The 14,528-nt window shown below is 64.6% G+C and carries 13 protein-coding genes and 1 tRNA gene; 11 read left to right on the top strand and 3 right to left on the bottom strand.

The window, feature by feature from the left end; genetic code table 11:
- Window positions 1–69: 69 nt before the first annotated feature.
- From iscA to AC07NT_RS07850, 11 genes are all read left to right on the top strand, one after another.
- Window positions 70–393 carry an iron-sulfur cluster assembly protein IscA gene (gene iscA / locus AC07NT_RS07900; RefSeq protein WP_498597024.1) on the top strand — a complete coding sequence of 108 codons (324 nt, stop codon included), beginning with the start codon at window positions 70–72 and terminating at the stop codon, window positions 391–393.
- Window positions 390–917, top strand: coding sequence for a Fe-S protein assembly co-chaperone HscB (hscB, locus tag AC07NT_RS07895; RefSeq protein ID WP_498597025.1), 528 nt, complete (start codon window positions 390–392; stop codon window positions 915–917). The genes iscA and hscB overlap by 4 nt, the downstream gene beginning before the upstream one ends.
- Window positions 918–945: 28 nt before the next feature.
- Entirely contained in the window at window positions 946–2,802 is a 1,857-nt protein-coding gene (gene hscA, locus AC07NT_RS07890) for a Fe-S protein assembly chaperone HscA (protein WP_498597026.1), read from the top strand.
- 17 nt (window positions 2,803–2,819) lie between these two features.
- A complete protein-coding gene (gene fdx, locus AC07NT_RS07885) occupies window positions 2,820–3,158 on the top strand; it encodes an ISC system 2Fe-2S type ferredoxin (RefSeq protein ID WP_498597027.1) in 339 nt (112 codons plus the stop codon).
- Between the two features lie 66 nt (window positions 3,159–3,224).
- The gene (dnaQ, locus tag AC07NT_RS07880) at window positions 3,225–3,926 is read left to right on the top strand and encodes a DNA polymerase III subunit epsilon (protein WP_498597028.1); all 702 of its coding nucleotides are present in this window, start codon (window positions 3,225–3,227) and stop codon (window positions 3,924–3,926) included.
- 69 nt (window positions 3,927–3,995) lie between these two features.
- Window positions 3,996–4,070, top strand: a tRNA-Val gene (locus AC07NT_RS07875).
- Window positions 4,071–4,238: 168 nt separating this feature from the next.
- Window positions 4,239–4,832 (top strand): TetR/AcrR family transcriptional regulator, encoded by a 594-nt coding sequence (locus AC07NT_RS07870; RefSeq protein ID WP_498597029.1) that lies wholly within the window; start codon window positions 4,239–4,241, stop codon window positions 4,830–4,832.
- Between the two features lie 11 nt (window positions 4,833–4,843).
- Window positions 4,844–5,986 (top strand): efflux RND transporter periplasmic adaptor subunit, encoded by a 1,143-nt coding sequence (locus AC07NT_RS07865; protein ID WP_498597030.1) that lies wholly within the window; start codon window positions 4,844–4,846, stop codon window positions 5,984–5,986.
- Window positions 5,987–5,992: 6 nt separating this feature from the next.
- Window positions 5,993–9,139 carry an efflux RND transporter permease subunit gene (locus tag AC07NT_RS07860; protein WP_498597031.1) on the top strand — a complete coding sequence of 1,049 codons (3,147 nt, stop codon included), beginning with the start codon at window positions 5,993–5,995 and terminating at the stop codon, window positions 9,137–9,139.
- Window positions 9,129–10,523, top strand: a complete 1,395-nt coding sequence (locus tag AC07NT_RS07855; protein ID WP_498597032.1) for an efflux transporter outer membrane subunit — start codon at window positions 9,129–9,131, stop codon at window positions 10,521–10,523. Before AC07NT_RS07860 ends, AC07NT_RS07855 begins: the two co-directional genes overlap by 11 nt.
- A gap of 49 nt (window positions 10,524–10,572) precedes the next feature.
- On the top strand, window positions 10,573–11,667 hold the full coding sequence (locus tag AC07NT_RS07850; RefSeq protein ID WP_498597033.1) for an NAD(P)/FAD-dependent oxidoreductase: 1,095 nt from the start codon (window positions 10,573–10,575) through the stop codon (window positions 11,665–11,667).
- Between the two features lie 6 nt (window positions 11,668–11,673).
- On the opposite strand, the gene AC07NT_RS07845 is transcribed toward AC07NT_RS07850, so the two are convergent.
- From AC07NT_RS07845 to AC07NT_RS07835, 3 genes are read right to left on the bottom strand one after another with little or no spacing between them, the layout of a single operon-like run.
- Window positions 11,674–12,651, bottom strand: coding sequence for a tripartite tricarboxylate transporter substrate binding protein (locus AC07NT_RS07845; RefSeq protein WP_498597034.1), 978 nt, complete (start codon window positions 12,649–12,651; stop codon window positions 11,674–11,676).
- Between the two features lie 4 nt (window positions 12,652–12,655).
- Entirely contained in the window at window positions 12,656–13,570 is a 915-nt protein-coding gene (locus tag AC07NT_RS07840; RefSeq protein WP_498597035.1) for an alpha/beta hydrolase, read from the bottom strand.
- A 28-nt stretch (window positions 13,571–13,598) separates the two neighbouring features.
- Window positions 13,599–14,468 carry an alpha/beta hydrolase gene (locus AC07NT_RS07835; RefSeq protein WP_498597036.1) on the bottom strand — a complete coding sequence of 290 codons (870 nt, stop codon included), beginning with the start codon at window positions 14,466–14,468 and terminating at the stop codon, window positions 13,599–13,601.
- Between the last annotated feature and the right edge of the window lie 60 nt (window positions 14,469–14,528).

Here is a 14,528-nt window from a genome sequence, read left to right as displayed (position 1 = left end):
CGGTCCGGCAAAGCCGGTTCCACGGGTGCCCTGGGTTTGAGGTGTGGATGATGAGAACGAGAGATTGAAATGGCAGTTTCCCTGACCGAAGCCGCAGCCCGGCATGTGACCCGCTACCTGAGCAAGCGAGGCAAGGGTGTGGGCGTGCGCCTGGGCGTCAAGACCACGGGCTGTTCGGGCCTGGCCTACAAGCTCGAGTACGTGGACGAGATCGCTACGGAAGACATCGTGTTCGAAGACCACGGCGTCAAGGTGCTGATCGATCCCAAGAGCCTGTCCTACATCGACGGTACCCAGCTCGACTATGTGCGTGAGGGGCTGAACGAGGGCTTCCGTTTCAACAATCCGAACGAGCGTGACCGTTGCGGATGCGGTGAGTCGTTCCGGGTGTGAATCTCCAGTCCAACGACTTCGAGCTGTTCGGCCTGCCGCAACAGTTTGCCCAGGACCGTGCGGCCATCGATATGCGCTGGAAGGAGTTGCAGCGCGAGGCCCATCCGGACAAGTTTGCCGCCCAGGGGGCGGCGGCCCAGCGCGTGGCCATGCAGTGGTCGGTGCGCATCAACGAGGCCTACCAGCGCCTGAAGGACCCATTGAGGCGCGCCGCCTATCTGTGCGAGTTGCACGGCGCTGCGGTGAATGCCGAGAACAACACGGCCATGCCGGCCGAGTTCCTGATGCAGCAGATGGAATGGCGCGAGGCGCTGGACGAAGCACAGGACATCGCGGCCCTGGATGCCTTGAACGACGAAGTCAACCGCAGTCGCAAGGGGCTGCTGCAGCGCTGCGAGCAGTTGCTGGACACGGCCAGGGACCATGCCGGCGCCGTGGCGCAGGTGAGGGCGTTGATGTTCATCGAGCGTTTTGCACGCGATATCGAAGCCCGCTACGAGATGATGGAAAGCCGGCTCGGGTGACAATCCCGGGTCCAGAAAATAGACAAAGATGGCACTGCTGCAGATTTCCGAACCCGGCCAGGCCCCCGACCCGCACCAGCGGCGTATCGCGGTAGGCATCGACCTGGGCACCACCCATTCCCTGGTCGCTGCCGTGCGCAGCGGCGTGGCGGAGTGTCTGCCCGACACTCAGGGCCGTGTGATCCTGCCTTCTGTGGTGCGCTACCTGCCTCAGGATGGCCGGCAGATCGGCTACGAGGCCTTGGCCGAGCAGATCAATGACCCGGGCAACACCATCGCCTCGGTCAAGCGCCTGATGGGCCGTGGCCTGGGCGACATCGCCAATGCGGCCAAGCTGCCCTATGCCCTGGTCGACGCGCCAGGCATGGTGCGCGTGCGCACCATCGCGGGCGAGAAGACGCCGGTGGAGGTGAGCGCCGAGATCCTGGCCACGCTGCGTTACCGTGCCGAGGACACCTTCAACGATGATCTCTACGGTGCCGTCATCACGGTGCCGGCCTATTTCGACGATGCCCAGCGCCAGGCAACCAAGGACGCCGCCCAACTGGCCGGTCTGAACGTGCTGCGCCTGATCAACGAGCCGACCGCCGCGGCCATCGCCTACGGGCTGGACAACGCCAGTGAAGGTGTTTATGCGGTCTACGACCTGGGTGGGGGCACCTTCGACATTTCCATCCTGCGTCTTTCCAGGGGGGTGTTCGAAGTCATCGCTACAGGTGGCGACTCGGCCCTGGGGGGGGACGACTACGACCGCGCATTGGCCGAATGGATGCTGGCCGAAGCCGGACTGAGTGCCGAAACGGCGGAAGACCAGGCCCGGATCATGGCCGAGGCACGCGAGGCCAAGGAGGCGCTGTCGGAGGAGGAGATCGTTACCGCCGAGATTGAGCTTTCCAGTGGTGCGATGGACCTGTCGCTGAACCGCGACCAGTTCGAGGCCTGTACCGCTGCCTTGACCGCACGCACCATGACCGCCGTACGCAAGGTGTTGCGCGACGCCAAACTCTCCATCGACGAGGTGCAGGGCGTGGTCATGGTAGGTGGTTCCACCCGTATGCCAGTGATCCGTCGCACTGTGGGTGAGTTCTTCGGCCGTGACCCTTTGATCAACCTGAACCCGGACGAGGTGGTGGCTCTGGGTGCGGCCATCCAGGCCAACCAGCTGGCCGGCAACAACCCGGGTGGCGACCTGCTGCTGCTGGACGTGATTCCACTGTCACTGGGCATCGAGACCATGGGCGGTCTGGTGGAGCGCATCGTGCCGCGCAACCAGACCATCCCCACCGCCATGGCGCAGGACTTCACCACCTACAAGGACGGCCAGACCGCCCTGGCCCTGCACGTGGTGCAAGGTGAGCGCGACCTGGTGGCCGATTGCCGCAGCCTGGCGCGTTTCGAATTACGCGGTATCCCTCCCATGGCGGCCGGCGCTGCGCGCATCCGCGTGACCTTCACCATCGATGCCGACGGCCTGCTGCAGGTGGGCGCGCGCGAACAGGTCAGCGGTGTGGAGGCCAGCATCACGGTCAAACCGTCCTATGGCCTGGGGGATGAGCAGATTGCGAGGATGCTGCAGGAGAGTTTCAGCACCGCGCAGGAAGACATGCGTGCCCGTGCCCTGGTGGAGGCCCGCGTGGAGGCCGATCGCATGCTCATGGCCACCCGCACGGCGTTGACGGCCGACGGCGATCTGCTTTCCAACGAGGAGCGCGTGGCCATCGACAGCCTGATGGCCAAGTTGGAGAGCATCCGCACGCAAGACGAGGCGGCGGTCATCGACGCTGCCACCGAGGCCCTGGCCAAGGGCACCGAGGCTTTCGCCGCCTTGCGCATGAACCGAGGCATCCAGCAGGCCCTGGCTGGCAAGAACATCGAATCGGTATAACGGTAGTACACAGCACCATGCCCGTCATCAAGATCCTTCCTCATCCCGAGTACTGCCCGCAGGGCGCCGAGATCAAGGCGCCCGCCGGCACCTCGATCTGCGAGGCCATGCTGGACAACCACATCAATATCGAGCATGCCTGCGACATGAGCTGTGCCTGCACGACCTGCCATGTGATCGTGCGCAAGGGCTATGACACGCTCAACGAGCCCGACGAGAACGAAGAGGACCTGCTCGACCGTGCCTGGGGTCTGGAGCCCCAGTCCCGCCTGAGTTGCCAGGCCATCCTGGCGCAACAGGACGTGGAAGTCGAGATCCCAAAATACTCGATCAATCACGCCAAGGAAAACCACTGAACGCGACAAGACATTGACAGCTCCTTTGCGGGGCTGTTTTGTTTCTGGGGCGCTATGATCTGAACCATGCGCCAGATCGTTCTCGACACCGAAACCACAGGTCTCTCCGCCGAGGGCGGCGACCGCATCATCGAAATCGGCTGCGTGGAGCTGCTCAACCGCAAGCTCACCGGCAACAACCTGCATTTCTACTTGAACCCCGGGCGCGACAGCCACGAGGATGCGTTGCGCGTGCACGGCATCAGCAACGAGTTTCTGCGCGACAAGCCCAAGTTTGCCGAAGTGCACGAGGAAATCCTGGCCTATCTGCAGGGGGCCGAGATCATCATCCACAACGCGGCCTTCGACGTCGGTTTCCTGAACAAGGAACTGGAACTGGTTGGCAAGCCGCGCTTTGCCCAGTTCGTGGCCAGCGTGACCGATACCCTGGCCATGGCCAAGGAGATGTTCCCGGGCAAGCGCAACTCGCTGGATGCGCTGTGCGATCGCCTGGGCGTGGACAACTCGGGCCGTACCCTGCACGGCGCCTTGCTGGACGCCGAGCTGCTGGCCGATGTCTACATCAATCTCACCCGCGGGCAAGATGCTTTGCTGATCGACGTGTCCGAGGCGACCGGCAGTGCTGGCAGCTTCGAGCGCGTGGATCTGAGCCGCTTTGAGCTGCCCGTTCTGAGCGCGTCCGAGCAGGAACTGGCTGCGCACGAAGACGTGCTGAACCAGCTAGACAAAGCCAGCGGCGGCAAGACGGTCTGGCGGGCCCAGGCCTGAGGCGGGCGCAACGTCTTGTGGCATAATGCTGGTTTTCCTGAAAAGACAAGCGCTTTCAGCACAAATTCAGGGCGATTAGCTCAGCGGTAGAGCACTGCATTCACACTGCAGGGGTCACATGTTCGATCCATGTATCGCCCACCAGACCAGCAAAGGGCCACGACGCAAGTCGTGGCCCTTTTGCTTTCCCGGCTTCACCTTGCTTTACAGCCTGTGCCAAGCACTAGACTCATGAGTCTAGTATGATGGCGATCTTGCGTGGTTTGACATGTGTCAAGCCCGACGATCATCACCCCATTTCACCACAGCACCATGACGGCGGACACCCGCGCGCGCATCCTGGAAGCGGCTCTGGATACCTTTTGCGAGAAAGGGTATGGCGCGAGCATGGACGATATTTCCCGTCGGGCCGGTGTGGTCAAGCAGACGCTTTACCACCACTGTGGCAGCAAGGACAGCCTGTTTCGCGAGGCCTTGACGGGTCTGGTCAATGTGTTGCTGATTGACCTGGTTGCGCGTTCCGGTTCGGTGCGCGAGGACCTGCTGCGTTTCGCCGATTCTTTCCAGTCCCAGGCCATGAGCGAGCAGGGCCTGGCCCTGTACCGCATGCTGGTGGCTGAATCACCGCGTTTCCCGGAACTGGCCCGTGCCGTCTATGAATCCTGGCAACTGGCCGGGGTTGAGCTGGCGCGCTTGTTGCATGAAGCCATGGTGCGCGGCGAACTGCGCGAGGAAGACCCGGGCCTGGCGGCCGACATGCTGATCAGCCTGTTGACCGGCACCCAGCGGGATCTGCACCTGTTTGGCATGGCGTCCACCTGCCCCCAGCAAGCAGGCCGGAGCACCCACATCGTCGATTGTTTTTTACGGGCGTACGCACCCCCTGCGGGCGTCCGGGCGCATTGAAGGAAAAACCAATGAAATCATTTGCTTACCGTTCCGTTCTCGCCGCAGCGGCGCTGGCAGCCCTGCTCAGCGCCTGTGGCAAGTCCGATGCGCCCAAGCCGGCCGCCGCCGGGCCGGGCGCCGCACCGCCGCCCTCGGAAGTGTCCGTGGTGATCGCTCGTCAGGGCGAGGCCTTGCTGACCAAGGACCTGCCGGGCCGCCTGCAGGCCTGGCGCACGGCCCAGGTGCGCGCGCGCGTGGAAGGCATCGTCGAGAAGCGTCTTTTCATCGAAGGTTCTGACGTGAAGGCCGGTGCGCCCCTGTACCGGATCGATCCGCGGACCTACCGCACCAATTTCGAGGCCGCCAAGGCCGATGCCGCCGCCGCACGGGCCGTGGTGAACCGCTACCGGCCGCTGGTCGAGATCAAGGCGGTCAGCCAGCAGGAACTCGATACCGCCGAGGCCCGTCTGCGCCAGACCGAGGCCGCGCTGTCGCGCGCCGAACTGGATCTGGAGAGCACCACCGTGCCGGCCCCGATCTCGGGCCGCATCGGCCGCACGCTGGTGACCGAAGGCGCGCTGGTCGGCCGTGGCGAGGCCACGCAACTGGCCACCATCGAGCAGATCGACCCGATCTATGTGAACTTCACGCAGAGCAGCGCCGAGCTGCTGGCCTTGCGCGATGCCATCAAGAGCGGCCGCTGGAAGAGTGCGACCAAGGCGCGCATGGAGCTCGTGCTGGAGGACGACAGCGTCTATCCGCTGACAGGCAAGTTGCTGTTCTCGGACCTGGCGGTGGATCCGGGTACGGGGGCTGTCTCGTTGCGCGCCGAGTTTCCGAATCCGAAGAAGGAACTGCTGCCCGGCATGTTCGTGCGCGTGCGTTATGCGCAGGCCAAAGCTGATAAGCTGATCACGCTGCCGCAGCGGGCCGTACAGCTGTCGCCGGCTGGCGCTTCGGTGCTGATCGTGGGCGAGGACGGCAAGGTCGCGCCACGTCCCGTCAAGCTGGGGGGCATGAGCGGCAGCAGCTGGACCGTGCTCAGCGGCCTCAACGGTGGTGAGCAGGTGATCGTGGAGGGCCACATGAAGGCCTATCCGGGCAGCACGGTCAAACCCGTGCCCTGGGCGCCGGCCGGGACCGCCGCCGCGCCTGCCAAACAAGGGAAGTAATACACCATGGCAAAATTTTTCGTAGACCGTCCGGTCTTTGCCTGGGTGATTGCGCTGGTCATCTTGCTGGCCGGGGCCCTGGCCTTGCGCCAGTTGCCCGTGGCTCAGTATCCCGAGGTTGCGCCGCCCGCGCTGGCCGTCAATGTGACCTATCCCGGGGCCTCGGCCAAGGTGGTCGAGGACACCGTGGTGGCCCTGATCGAGCAGGAGATGAACGGCATCGAGAACCTGCTCTACATGGATTCGACCTCGGAGCAGAGCACCGGCACCATCAACCTGACCTTCAAGACAGGGACCAACGTCGAGATCGCCTCGGTCGAGACGCAGAACCGCATCAAGCGTGTGGAAGCCCGCCTGCCCGATGAGGTCAAGCGCCTGGGCGTGACCGTGACCAAGACGCGGCGCAACTACCTGATGTTCATCACGCTGTTTTCGCCGGACAAGAGCCTCAATGGTGTGGACCTGGCGAGTTATGTGGCGGCCAGCGTGATCGATGAACTGCGGCGCGTGCCTGGCGTGGGCGAAGCTCAGCTCTTCGGCTCCGAGTACGCCATGCGCCTGTGGGTCGACCCCGACAAGCTCGCGGCCTACCGCCTCACGCCGACCGAGGTCATCACCGCCGTGCGTGCGCAGAACGTGCTGCTGGCGGTGGGTGAGGTGAACCAGCCACCCGCACCCAAGGGCATGGAGTATGCCGCCACCGTGATCACGCGCGGCCGTCTGACCACGACCGAAGAGTTCGGTAACGTGGTGGTACGTGCGCAGACTGACGGTTCGCTGGTGCGCGTGCGCGACGTGGCACGTGTGGAACTGGGCGCACAGGACTATTCCATCTTTGCGCGCCTGGACAGCCAGCCGACCGCGGCCGTGGGTGTCAAGGTCTCGCCGGGTGCCAACGCCATGGACACGGCCAAGGCCGTGCGTGCACGCATGAAGGAGCTCGAGCGTTACTTCCCCAAGGGCATCGCCTGGGACGTGCCCTACGACACCACGCCCTTCATCGATATCTCGATCAATGAGGTGGTCAAGACACTGTTCGAAGCGGTGTTCCTGGTCTTCATCGTGATGTACCTCTTCCTCGAGAACTTCCGTGCGACGCTGATCCCCACCATCGTGGTGCCGATCTCGCTGATCGGCGCGGCGCTGGGCCTCTATGTGCTGGGGTATTCGATCAACGTGCTGACGCTCTTCGCCATGGTATTGGCCATCGGTATCGTGGTGGACGATGCCATCGTGGTGGTGGAGAACGTCGAGCGCATCATGAGCGAGGAGCACCTGTCGCCGCGTGACGCCACGGCCAAGGCCATGGACCAGATCGTGGGCGCCATCATTGGCATCACCGTGGTGTTGTCGGCGGTGTTCATTCCCATGGCCTTCTTCTCGGGATCGGTGGGGGCGATCTACCGCCAGTTTGCCGTGACCCTGGTGCTGACCATGCTCTTCTCGGCCCTGATGGCCCTGACGCTGACGCCGGCCCTGTGCGCCACGCTGCTCAAGCCCCACAAGCCGGGTGAGGCGGGCGTGCTGCCCACCACGGGTTTCTTCGGCTGGTTCAACCGCGGCTTCGCGGCCGCCACGCGCGGCTATATCCGCAACGTGACGCGTCTGCTGGGCCGTCCGGGTCGGTGGCTCATCGTCTATGGTGCCATCCTGGCAGCAACAGTTTGGATGTTTGCCAAGCTGCCGGGCAGCTTCCTGCCCGAGGAAGACCAGGGTTATTTCATCAGCATGGTGATGCTGCCGCCGGGCGCGACGCAGGAGCGTACGGTGGAGGTGATCCAGCAGGCCGAGCAGTTCTTTCTGGCACAGCCCGAGGTGGAACACACCGTGGGCGTGGTCGGCTTCTCCTTCTTCGGCCGCGGCCAGAACGCGGGCCTGATCTTCACGCGCCTGAAGAATTGGGACGAGCGCAAGGCCAAGGAGAGCAGTGCCACCGCTGTGGTCCAGCGCGCCAACATGATGCTCTTCGGCATCAAGCAGGCCTTCATCTTCAGCGTCAATCCGCCGCCCATCCCCGAGCTGGCGGCTGTGGGTGGTTTCGACTTCCGCCTGCAGGACCGAGGCGGTCTGGGCCGTGAGCAACTGGCCGCGGCCCAGGCCATGGCCGTGCAGGTGGCTAACGCCAACAAGGCCCTGGCCGGCGTGCGCATGGAGGGCATGCCGCCGGGTCCGCAGCTTCTGCTGCAGATCGACCGCGAGAAGGCGCAGGCTCTGGGCGTGGACATCGGCACGCTCAATGACACTTTGCAGACCCTGTTCGGCGTGTCCTACATCAACGACTTCGAGCGCCAGGGTCGTATCCTGCGCGTGCAGATGCAGGCGGATCCTTCGGTGCGTACCAGCCCCGAGGCGATGATGCGTGTGCAGGTGCGCAACCGCAGTGGCGGCATGGTCTCCTTGTCCGAGGTGGTCAAGCCCTTGTGGATGGTCGGTGCCCCCCGCCTGGACCGCTACAACGGCGTGCCCTCCGTCAAGCTTTCGGGCAACCCGGCACCGGGCCACAGCACGGGCGAGGCCATGCAGGCCATGGGTGACGTGGCGGGCCAGATGCCGAACGGCATAGGCTATTCCTGGTCCGGCACCTCCTTCGAGGAAAGTCTGTCGGGCTCGCAGGCGCCGCTCCTGTTTGCGGTTTCGCTGGTCGTGGTCTTCCTCTGTCTGGCCGCACTCTACGAGAGCTGGACGATTCCGTTCTCGGTCATGCTGGTGGTGCCGCTGGGCATCTTCGGTGCGCTGCTGGCGGTTTACATGCGCGGCCTGCCCAATGACGTCTACTTCAAGGTTGGCCTGATCGCGACGATCGGCCTGTCCTCGAAGAACGCCATCCTGATCATCGAGTTCGCGCGCACCTTGCAGGACCAGGGCATGGCGCTCAAGGAAGCCATCCTCGAGGCCTGCCGCCTGCGTCTGCGCCCCATCCTGATGACCTCGATCGCCTTCATCGTCGGCGTGCTGCCCCTGGCCATCTCCACTGGCGCGGGCGCGCAGAGCCGGCATGCCATTGGCACCGGTGTGATGGGCGGCATGATCGCAGCCACTGTGCTGGCCATCTTCCTGGTGCCGGTGTTTTACCTGGTTGTGAGCCGATTGTTCCCGGGTCACAGCCGTCAGCGCGGTGCATCCGCAGGCGAGGAGGGCCACCATGGCGCCTAAGCAAATTCGTTACGCAGCTATGCTCGCGGTGCTGGCCCTGGCCGGCTGTTCCTTCGCGCCCACGTACGAGCGTCCCGCGCTCGCCGTACCGGACGCCTGGCCCGACGATGTCAAGGCCGCTGCGGCACCGAGCAAGCCGGTGGACTGGGCCAGCTTCTTCCCCGACGAGCGCCTGCGCGCCCTGATCAAGCTGGCCCTGGAACACAACCGCGACCTGCGTATCGCCACGGCCCGCGTGGCCGAGGCCCAGGCGCTCTACGGCATCCAGCGGGCCGACCGCCTGCCCACGCTTGCCGTCGGCGGCTCGCTGACGCGCAGCCGCACGCCGGCCGACCTGTCGACGACCGGTGCAGCGGTGATCGGCCAGCGTGCCGACGTCAACGTCGGTCTGTCGTCTTTCGAGCTCGACTTCTGGGGGCGTGTGGCCAGCCTCAGCGAAGCCGCCAAGGCTTCCTACCTGGCGACGGAGCAGGCCGAGCGTTCCTTCCGCCTGACGCTGGTGTCCAGTGTGGCCGATGCCTATCTCTCTTTGAGCGAGGCGCAGGAGCGTCTGGTACTGGCCCAGTCCGCCCTGGAGACCCGGGCCCAGACCCGTGAGCTGGTGGACCGCCGGCGCCAGGCGGGACTGGCTGGCGACCTGGACTACCTGCAGGCCGATGCAGCTTTTGAGGGGGCACGCGCCGAAGTGTCGGCCCTGTTGCGCCAGCAATCGGCAGCGCGCAACTACCTGCGTGCCCTGGTCGGGACCGAGCCCAAGGACCTGCCTGCGGGCAAGGCGCTGGCCGAGCAGGGCATCACGCTGGAACAGCAGGCCGACGTGCCTTCGCAGGTGTTGGTGCGTCGCCCCGACGTTCTGGCGGCCGAGCAGCGCCTGCTGGCGGCCAACGCGAACATCGGCGCAGCGCGCGCGGCCTTCTTCCCGCGTATCGCCCTGACCGCTTCGGCCGGAACGGCCAGCCGCGAGATCGACGGTCTGTTCAAGAGCGGATCCGATGCCTGGAGCTTCACGCCCAGCATCAGCCTGCCCATCTTCGACTACGGCCGCAACAGTTCCAGCCTGGACCTGGCCACGGTGCGCAAGGAGATCGCGGTGGCGGATTACGAGCGTACCGTGCAGCAGGCCTTCCGCGAGGTGGCCGATCTGCTGGTCTCGCGCGACCAACTGGCCGAGCAGCTCAAGGCGGTGGAGGCGCAGGAGCGTTCGCAACTGCGCGCGGCCGACATTGCGCAGGCGCGTTACCGCCAGGGTGTGGGCAGCTTCCTCGAGGTGCTGGACGCGCAGCGCCAGCTTTTCACGGTGCAGCAGAACCTGATCCAGGTTCGCCGCGCCATGTGGTCGGCCGCCGCTCAGCTCTACAAGGCCCTGGGCGGCGAAGAGGGCTGATCGGCTGCTCGCTTATGCTCCCAGCTTTGCCCTTCTGAGGAGCTGAGCTGTGGAGCAGGTGGATGCGGTGGTGGTGGGGGCAGGTGTGGTGGGCCTGGCGACGGCGCGGGCGCTGGCCTTGTCCGGGCGTGAGGTGCTGGTGCTGGAGGCGATGGACGCCATCGGTACCCAGACCAGCTCGCGTAACAGCGAGGTCATCCACGCCGGCATCTACTATCCTCAAGGTTCGCTCAAGGCCCGGCTCTGCGTGCAGGGTCGGCAGATGCTTTACGACTACTGTACCGAGCGCGGCATCGGGCACCGGCGTTGCGGCAAGCTCATCGTCGCGACATCCCAGGCGCAGGTGAGCGAGTTGCAGGGCATCATCGCCAAGGCCGCAGCGAATGGTGTCAACGATCTTGTCCTGCTGACGCGTGAACAGGCCCAGGCTTTGGAGCCGGCGCTGGAATGCGTGGCGGCCGTCCACTCTCCCAGCACCGGCATCGTGGACAGCCACGGCCTGATGCTGGCCTTGCAGGGGGACCTGGAAAACGCCGGCGGCCTGCTGGCCTTCAATTCGCCCCTGGCGCGTGCGCGCGTGATATCGCAGGGTTTGGCGCTGACGGCACAGGATGGCACGCAGCTGCTTGCCCGCACGGTGGTCAATGCGTCGGGGGTGCATGCGCCGACGCTGGCGCGCCGTTTCGAGGGCCTGGACCCGGTACACGTCCCCGGCGAGTACTACGCTAAAGGCAACTACTTCACGCTCAGTGGCCGTTCGCCTTTTGCTCGCCTGATCTATCCGGTGCCCGAGGCCGCCGGTCTGGGCGTGCACCTGACGATCGATCTGGGTGGCCAGGCCAAGTTCGGCCCCGACGTGCAGTGGGTGGACTCGCCGGGTGAACTGGTGGTGGACCCGGCGCGTGGTGATGCCTTCTACGCCGAGGTCCGCAAGTACTGGCCGGGTCTGCCCGACGGGGCCTTGCTGGCCGGTTACGCCGGCATAAGGCCGAAGATCAATGGTCCGGGCGAGGCGGCGCGTGACTTCCAGATCCAGGGGCAGGCCGGGCACGGCGTGCCCGGCCTGGTCAACCTTTTCGGTATTGAATCACCCGGGCTGACCAGCAGCCTGGCGATAGCGGAACAGGTGCTGAAACTGCTCTGAGCCGGCTCAGTCGATGGTGACGCCGGCGTCCTTGACGATCTTGCCCCACTTGACGGTCTCGTCCTGCATGAGCTTGGTCAGGCCTTCAGGCGTGGACAGGCTGACCTGCACACCCGCATCGAACAATGCCTTCTGGGTGTCGGGCAATGCCATGAGCTTGGCGATCTCGCGGTTGAGGCGTTGCACGATTTCCTTGGGCATGCCAGCGGGACCCAGCAGGGCCAGCCAGTTGCTGGCGTCGTAACCGGCCACGCCGGCTTCCTGCATCGTGGGCACGTCGGGCAGTTGCGGAGCGCGGGTGGCCGTGGTCACGGCGAGGGCCTTGAGCTTGCCGCTGGCCAGATGGGGCAGCGCATTGGTGACGCCGGCAAAACTGCTTTCCACCACGCCACCGATCAGGTCGGTCATGGCCAGATTGCTGCCCCGGTAGGGGATGTGCTGCAGCTTGGCATCGGTCATGGAGATGAACAGGCCACCCATCAGGTGCTGCGTGCTGCCGTTGCCCGAGGAAGCGTAGCGCAGGGTATCGGGCTGGGCTTTGGCCAGCGCGATGAACTCCTTCACGTTGTTGGCTTTCACGTTGCTGGCGTTGACCACCAGCACATAGGCGGAATCCACCAGCTTGCTGATCGGTGTGAAGCTCTTGATCGGGTCGTAGGGGATGCTCTTGTAGAGAGCCGGGCTGATCGTGTGGGTCGAGGAGATCATGACCAGGGTGTAGCCATCGGGGGCGGCCTTGGCAACCTGATCGGCGCCGATGGTGGAGCCGGCGCCGGGTTTGTTCTCGATCACGAAAGAGCCGCCCATGGCCGCGCCCAGCTTCTGCCCCAGGATGCGCGCGACGACGTCGGTGAAACCGCCCGGACCGAAGGGCACGACGATCTTCACCGGGCGATTGGGATAGCCCTGCGCGGCGGCGCCGAAGGCCGACAGACCCAGCAGGCCGGCGAGCAGAAGGCGACGTGTGTTGGCTTGCATGTGCATGGAATTACCCCTTGTAGCTTGGTTCAGGCATGGCGAAGAAGCCGTGCAGGATGGCGTAGACCATTAGATAGTTCTTCTGCTGGAAGCTCGCATGGGAGATACCCTGCATGATGCTGAACTGCTTGTTGCTGCAGGGCAGCAGCTGGTAGAACTTCAGCAGATCGTCCAGGCTTGCGATGCCGTCGAATTCGCCGCGCATGATGAGCGTGGGCGCCTGGATCCTGCGCGGTTCGATGATCGGCAGCTTTGAGCACATGTCCACATAGGTTCCGGTGGGCATGGCGCTGTCCAGTGTGAGGATGGCATCGGCGAAGGCCTCTTTGGTTGCTTCGTCGGCGCAGCCAGGGTGGTCGCGGTTGAAGATGCTGTGCACAAAGGCCCGGTCGATGGGACGGCTGTTCCTGGCGATGAATTCCGGCAATTTCTTCTTGCGCTCGGCCAGGGTCGGGCTGCCTTCGCCGGTCCAGACGAAAGCGTCCAGGGCCAGACGGGCCACGCGCTCCGGATGGCGTTCGGTGAACAACGCAGCCTTGAGCGCACCGGAAGAAATACCATAGACCATCAACTGGCGGGCGCCGGTCTTGCCCAGGATGTACTCGCTGCCTGCGGCCAGGTCATCGGCACCGTTGCTGATATCGAAGTTGATGGGCCGATGCTTGTCGGAGCGGCCATAGCCTTCGTTGTCCATGCACCAGGTGTCGAAGCCGCGTTCGGCAAACCAGTCCATGACCGAGGAGTGTGGCCGACCTGGAACCGAAAGGTCAAAGGTCGGCTGCGAGGCCATGGAAGAACCATGTACGAAGAGGATGGTGCCGGCACTGGGCACCTTGGGATTGGCGGGTTTCTGCCAGAGAAAGAGCTTGATGTCGCCCTTGCGGGTCCAGTGCTCGATGCCACCGGTCCACTGTACTTGTGTCATTTGTGTACCTTCAGGTCTTGTAGGACGCTCAAGCAGGCCGGCGCAGGAAAGTCTCGAGTGCGTAGTGGAACTTGTTCCGCTGCACACCCATCATGGGGTTATGGGCGATGCCTGAGAGCACCACGAACTCCTTGTCCTTGGTAGGCAGGCGGGCGAAGAAGTCCAGCAGGTCAGGCTCAGCGGCGATGCCGTCGTATTCGCCGCGGATCACCAGCACGGGGCAGGGGATGGCCTCGGGCGTGGCCACCGGCAGGTTGGCGCACATGTCCACATAAGTGCCCGTCGGCACCTCGCTGACCAGCGGCAACTCTGCCGCGGCGATGGCCTTGGGCACGACGTCCTCGCTGCTGCCGGGCTTGTCGCGGTTGAACATGCCCTCATAAAAGGCCAAGTCCACCTTGCGGCGCGGGCTGGCCGAGTACTCGGGCAACTTCTTGCGACGCTGCTCCAGCGTGGGAGAGCCGGCCCCGGTGTAGACCAGGGCAGAAAGGCCCAGTCGGGCGACAGTGTCGGGATGTGCGGCCGTGTAAAGGCAGGCGCGCAGGGCGCCGGAGGACGAGCCAAACAGGTTGATCTTTTTCGCGCCGGTCTTTTGCAGCACCAGGGGAATGGCGGCGGCCAGATCCTTGGCCCCGGTCTGGATGTCGCTGTTGCCACGGCCCGACCAGCCCGAACGGCCGTAGCCCTCATGGTCCATGGTCCAGACGTCATAACCGCGCTCGGCGAAATAGTCCATCACCGAATAGTCTTTGCCGCCGGGCACCTGCAGGTCATAGGTGTTGCGTCCCGAGACGGTGGAGCCGTGCACGAGCATCAGTACCGGGCGCGGCGTCTCGCCCGCCACGGGTGCCTGGGCCCGCTTGCGGAACACATGCAGTTGAACGCCCTCGCGGGTCACGGAATATTCTTCGCTCCAGATCACGATATCGGTCTTTCAAGGATGGGCAAGACGGCCATG

The organism is Hylemonella sp. GW821-FHT10B10, assembly GCF_059415585.1.
The sequence above is the reverse complement of the archived record's forward strand: the minus strand, read 5'-3'. Positions and strand labels throughout refer to the sequence as shown.

What these genes read in the sequence shown, in the direction of transcription:
- AC07NT_RS07865 (WP_498597030.1), top strand. Translation starts at nt 4,844, where the DNA reads ATGAAATCATTTGCTTACCGTTCCGTTCTCGCCGCAGCGGCGCTGGCA.
- fdx (WP_498597027.1), top strand. Translation starts at nt 2,820, where the DNA reads ATGCCCGTCATCAAGATCCTTCCTCATCCCGAGTACTGCCCGCAGGGC.
- hscA (WP_498597026.1), top strand. Translation starts at nt 946, where the DNA reads ATGGCACTGCTGCAGATTTCCGAACCCGGCCAGGCCCCCGACCCGCAC.
- iscA (WP_498597024.1), top strand. Translation starts at nt 70, where the DNA reads ATGGCAGTTTCCCTGACCGAAGCCGCAGCCCGGCATGTGACCCGCTAC.
- AC07NT_RS07840 (WP_498597035.1), bottom strand. Translation starts at nt 13,570, where the DNA reads ATGACACAAGTACAGTGGACCGGTGGCATCGAGCACTGGACCCGCAAG.
- dnaQ (WP_498597028.1), top strand. Translation starts at nt 3,225, where the DNA reads ATGCGCCAGATCGTTCTCGACACCGAAACCACAGGTCTCTCCGCCGAG.
- AC07NT_RS07845 (WP_498597034.1), bottom strand. Translation starts at nt 12,651, where the DNA reads ATGCACATGCAAGCCAACACACGTCGCCTTCTGCTCGCCGGCCTGCTG.
- AC07NT_RS07870 (WP_498597029.1), top strand. Translation starts at nt 4,239, where the DNA reads ATGACGGCGGACACCCGCGCGCGCATCCTGGAAGCGGCTCTGGATACC.
- AC07NT_RS07860 (WP_498597031.1), top strand. Translation starts at nt 5,993, where the DNA reads ATGGCAAAATTTTTCGTAGACCGTCCGGTCTTTGCCTGGGTGATTGCG.
- AC07NT_RS07855 (WP_498597032.1), top strand. Translation starts at nt 9,129, where the DNA reads ATGGCGCCTAAGCAAATTCGTTACGCAGCTATGCTCGCGGTGCTGGCC.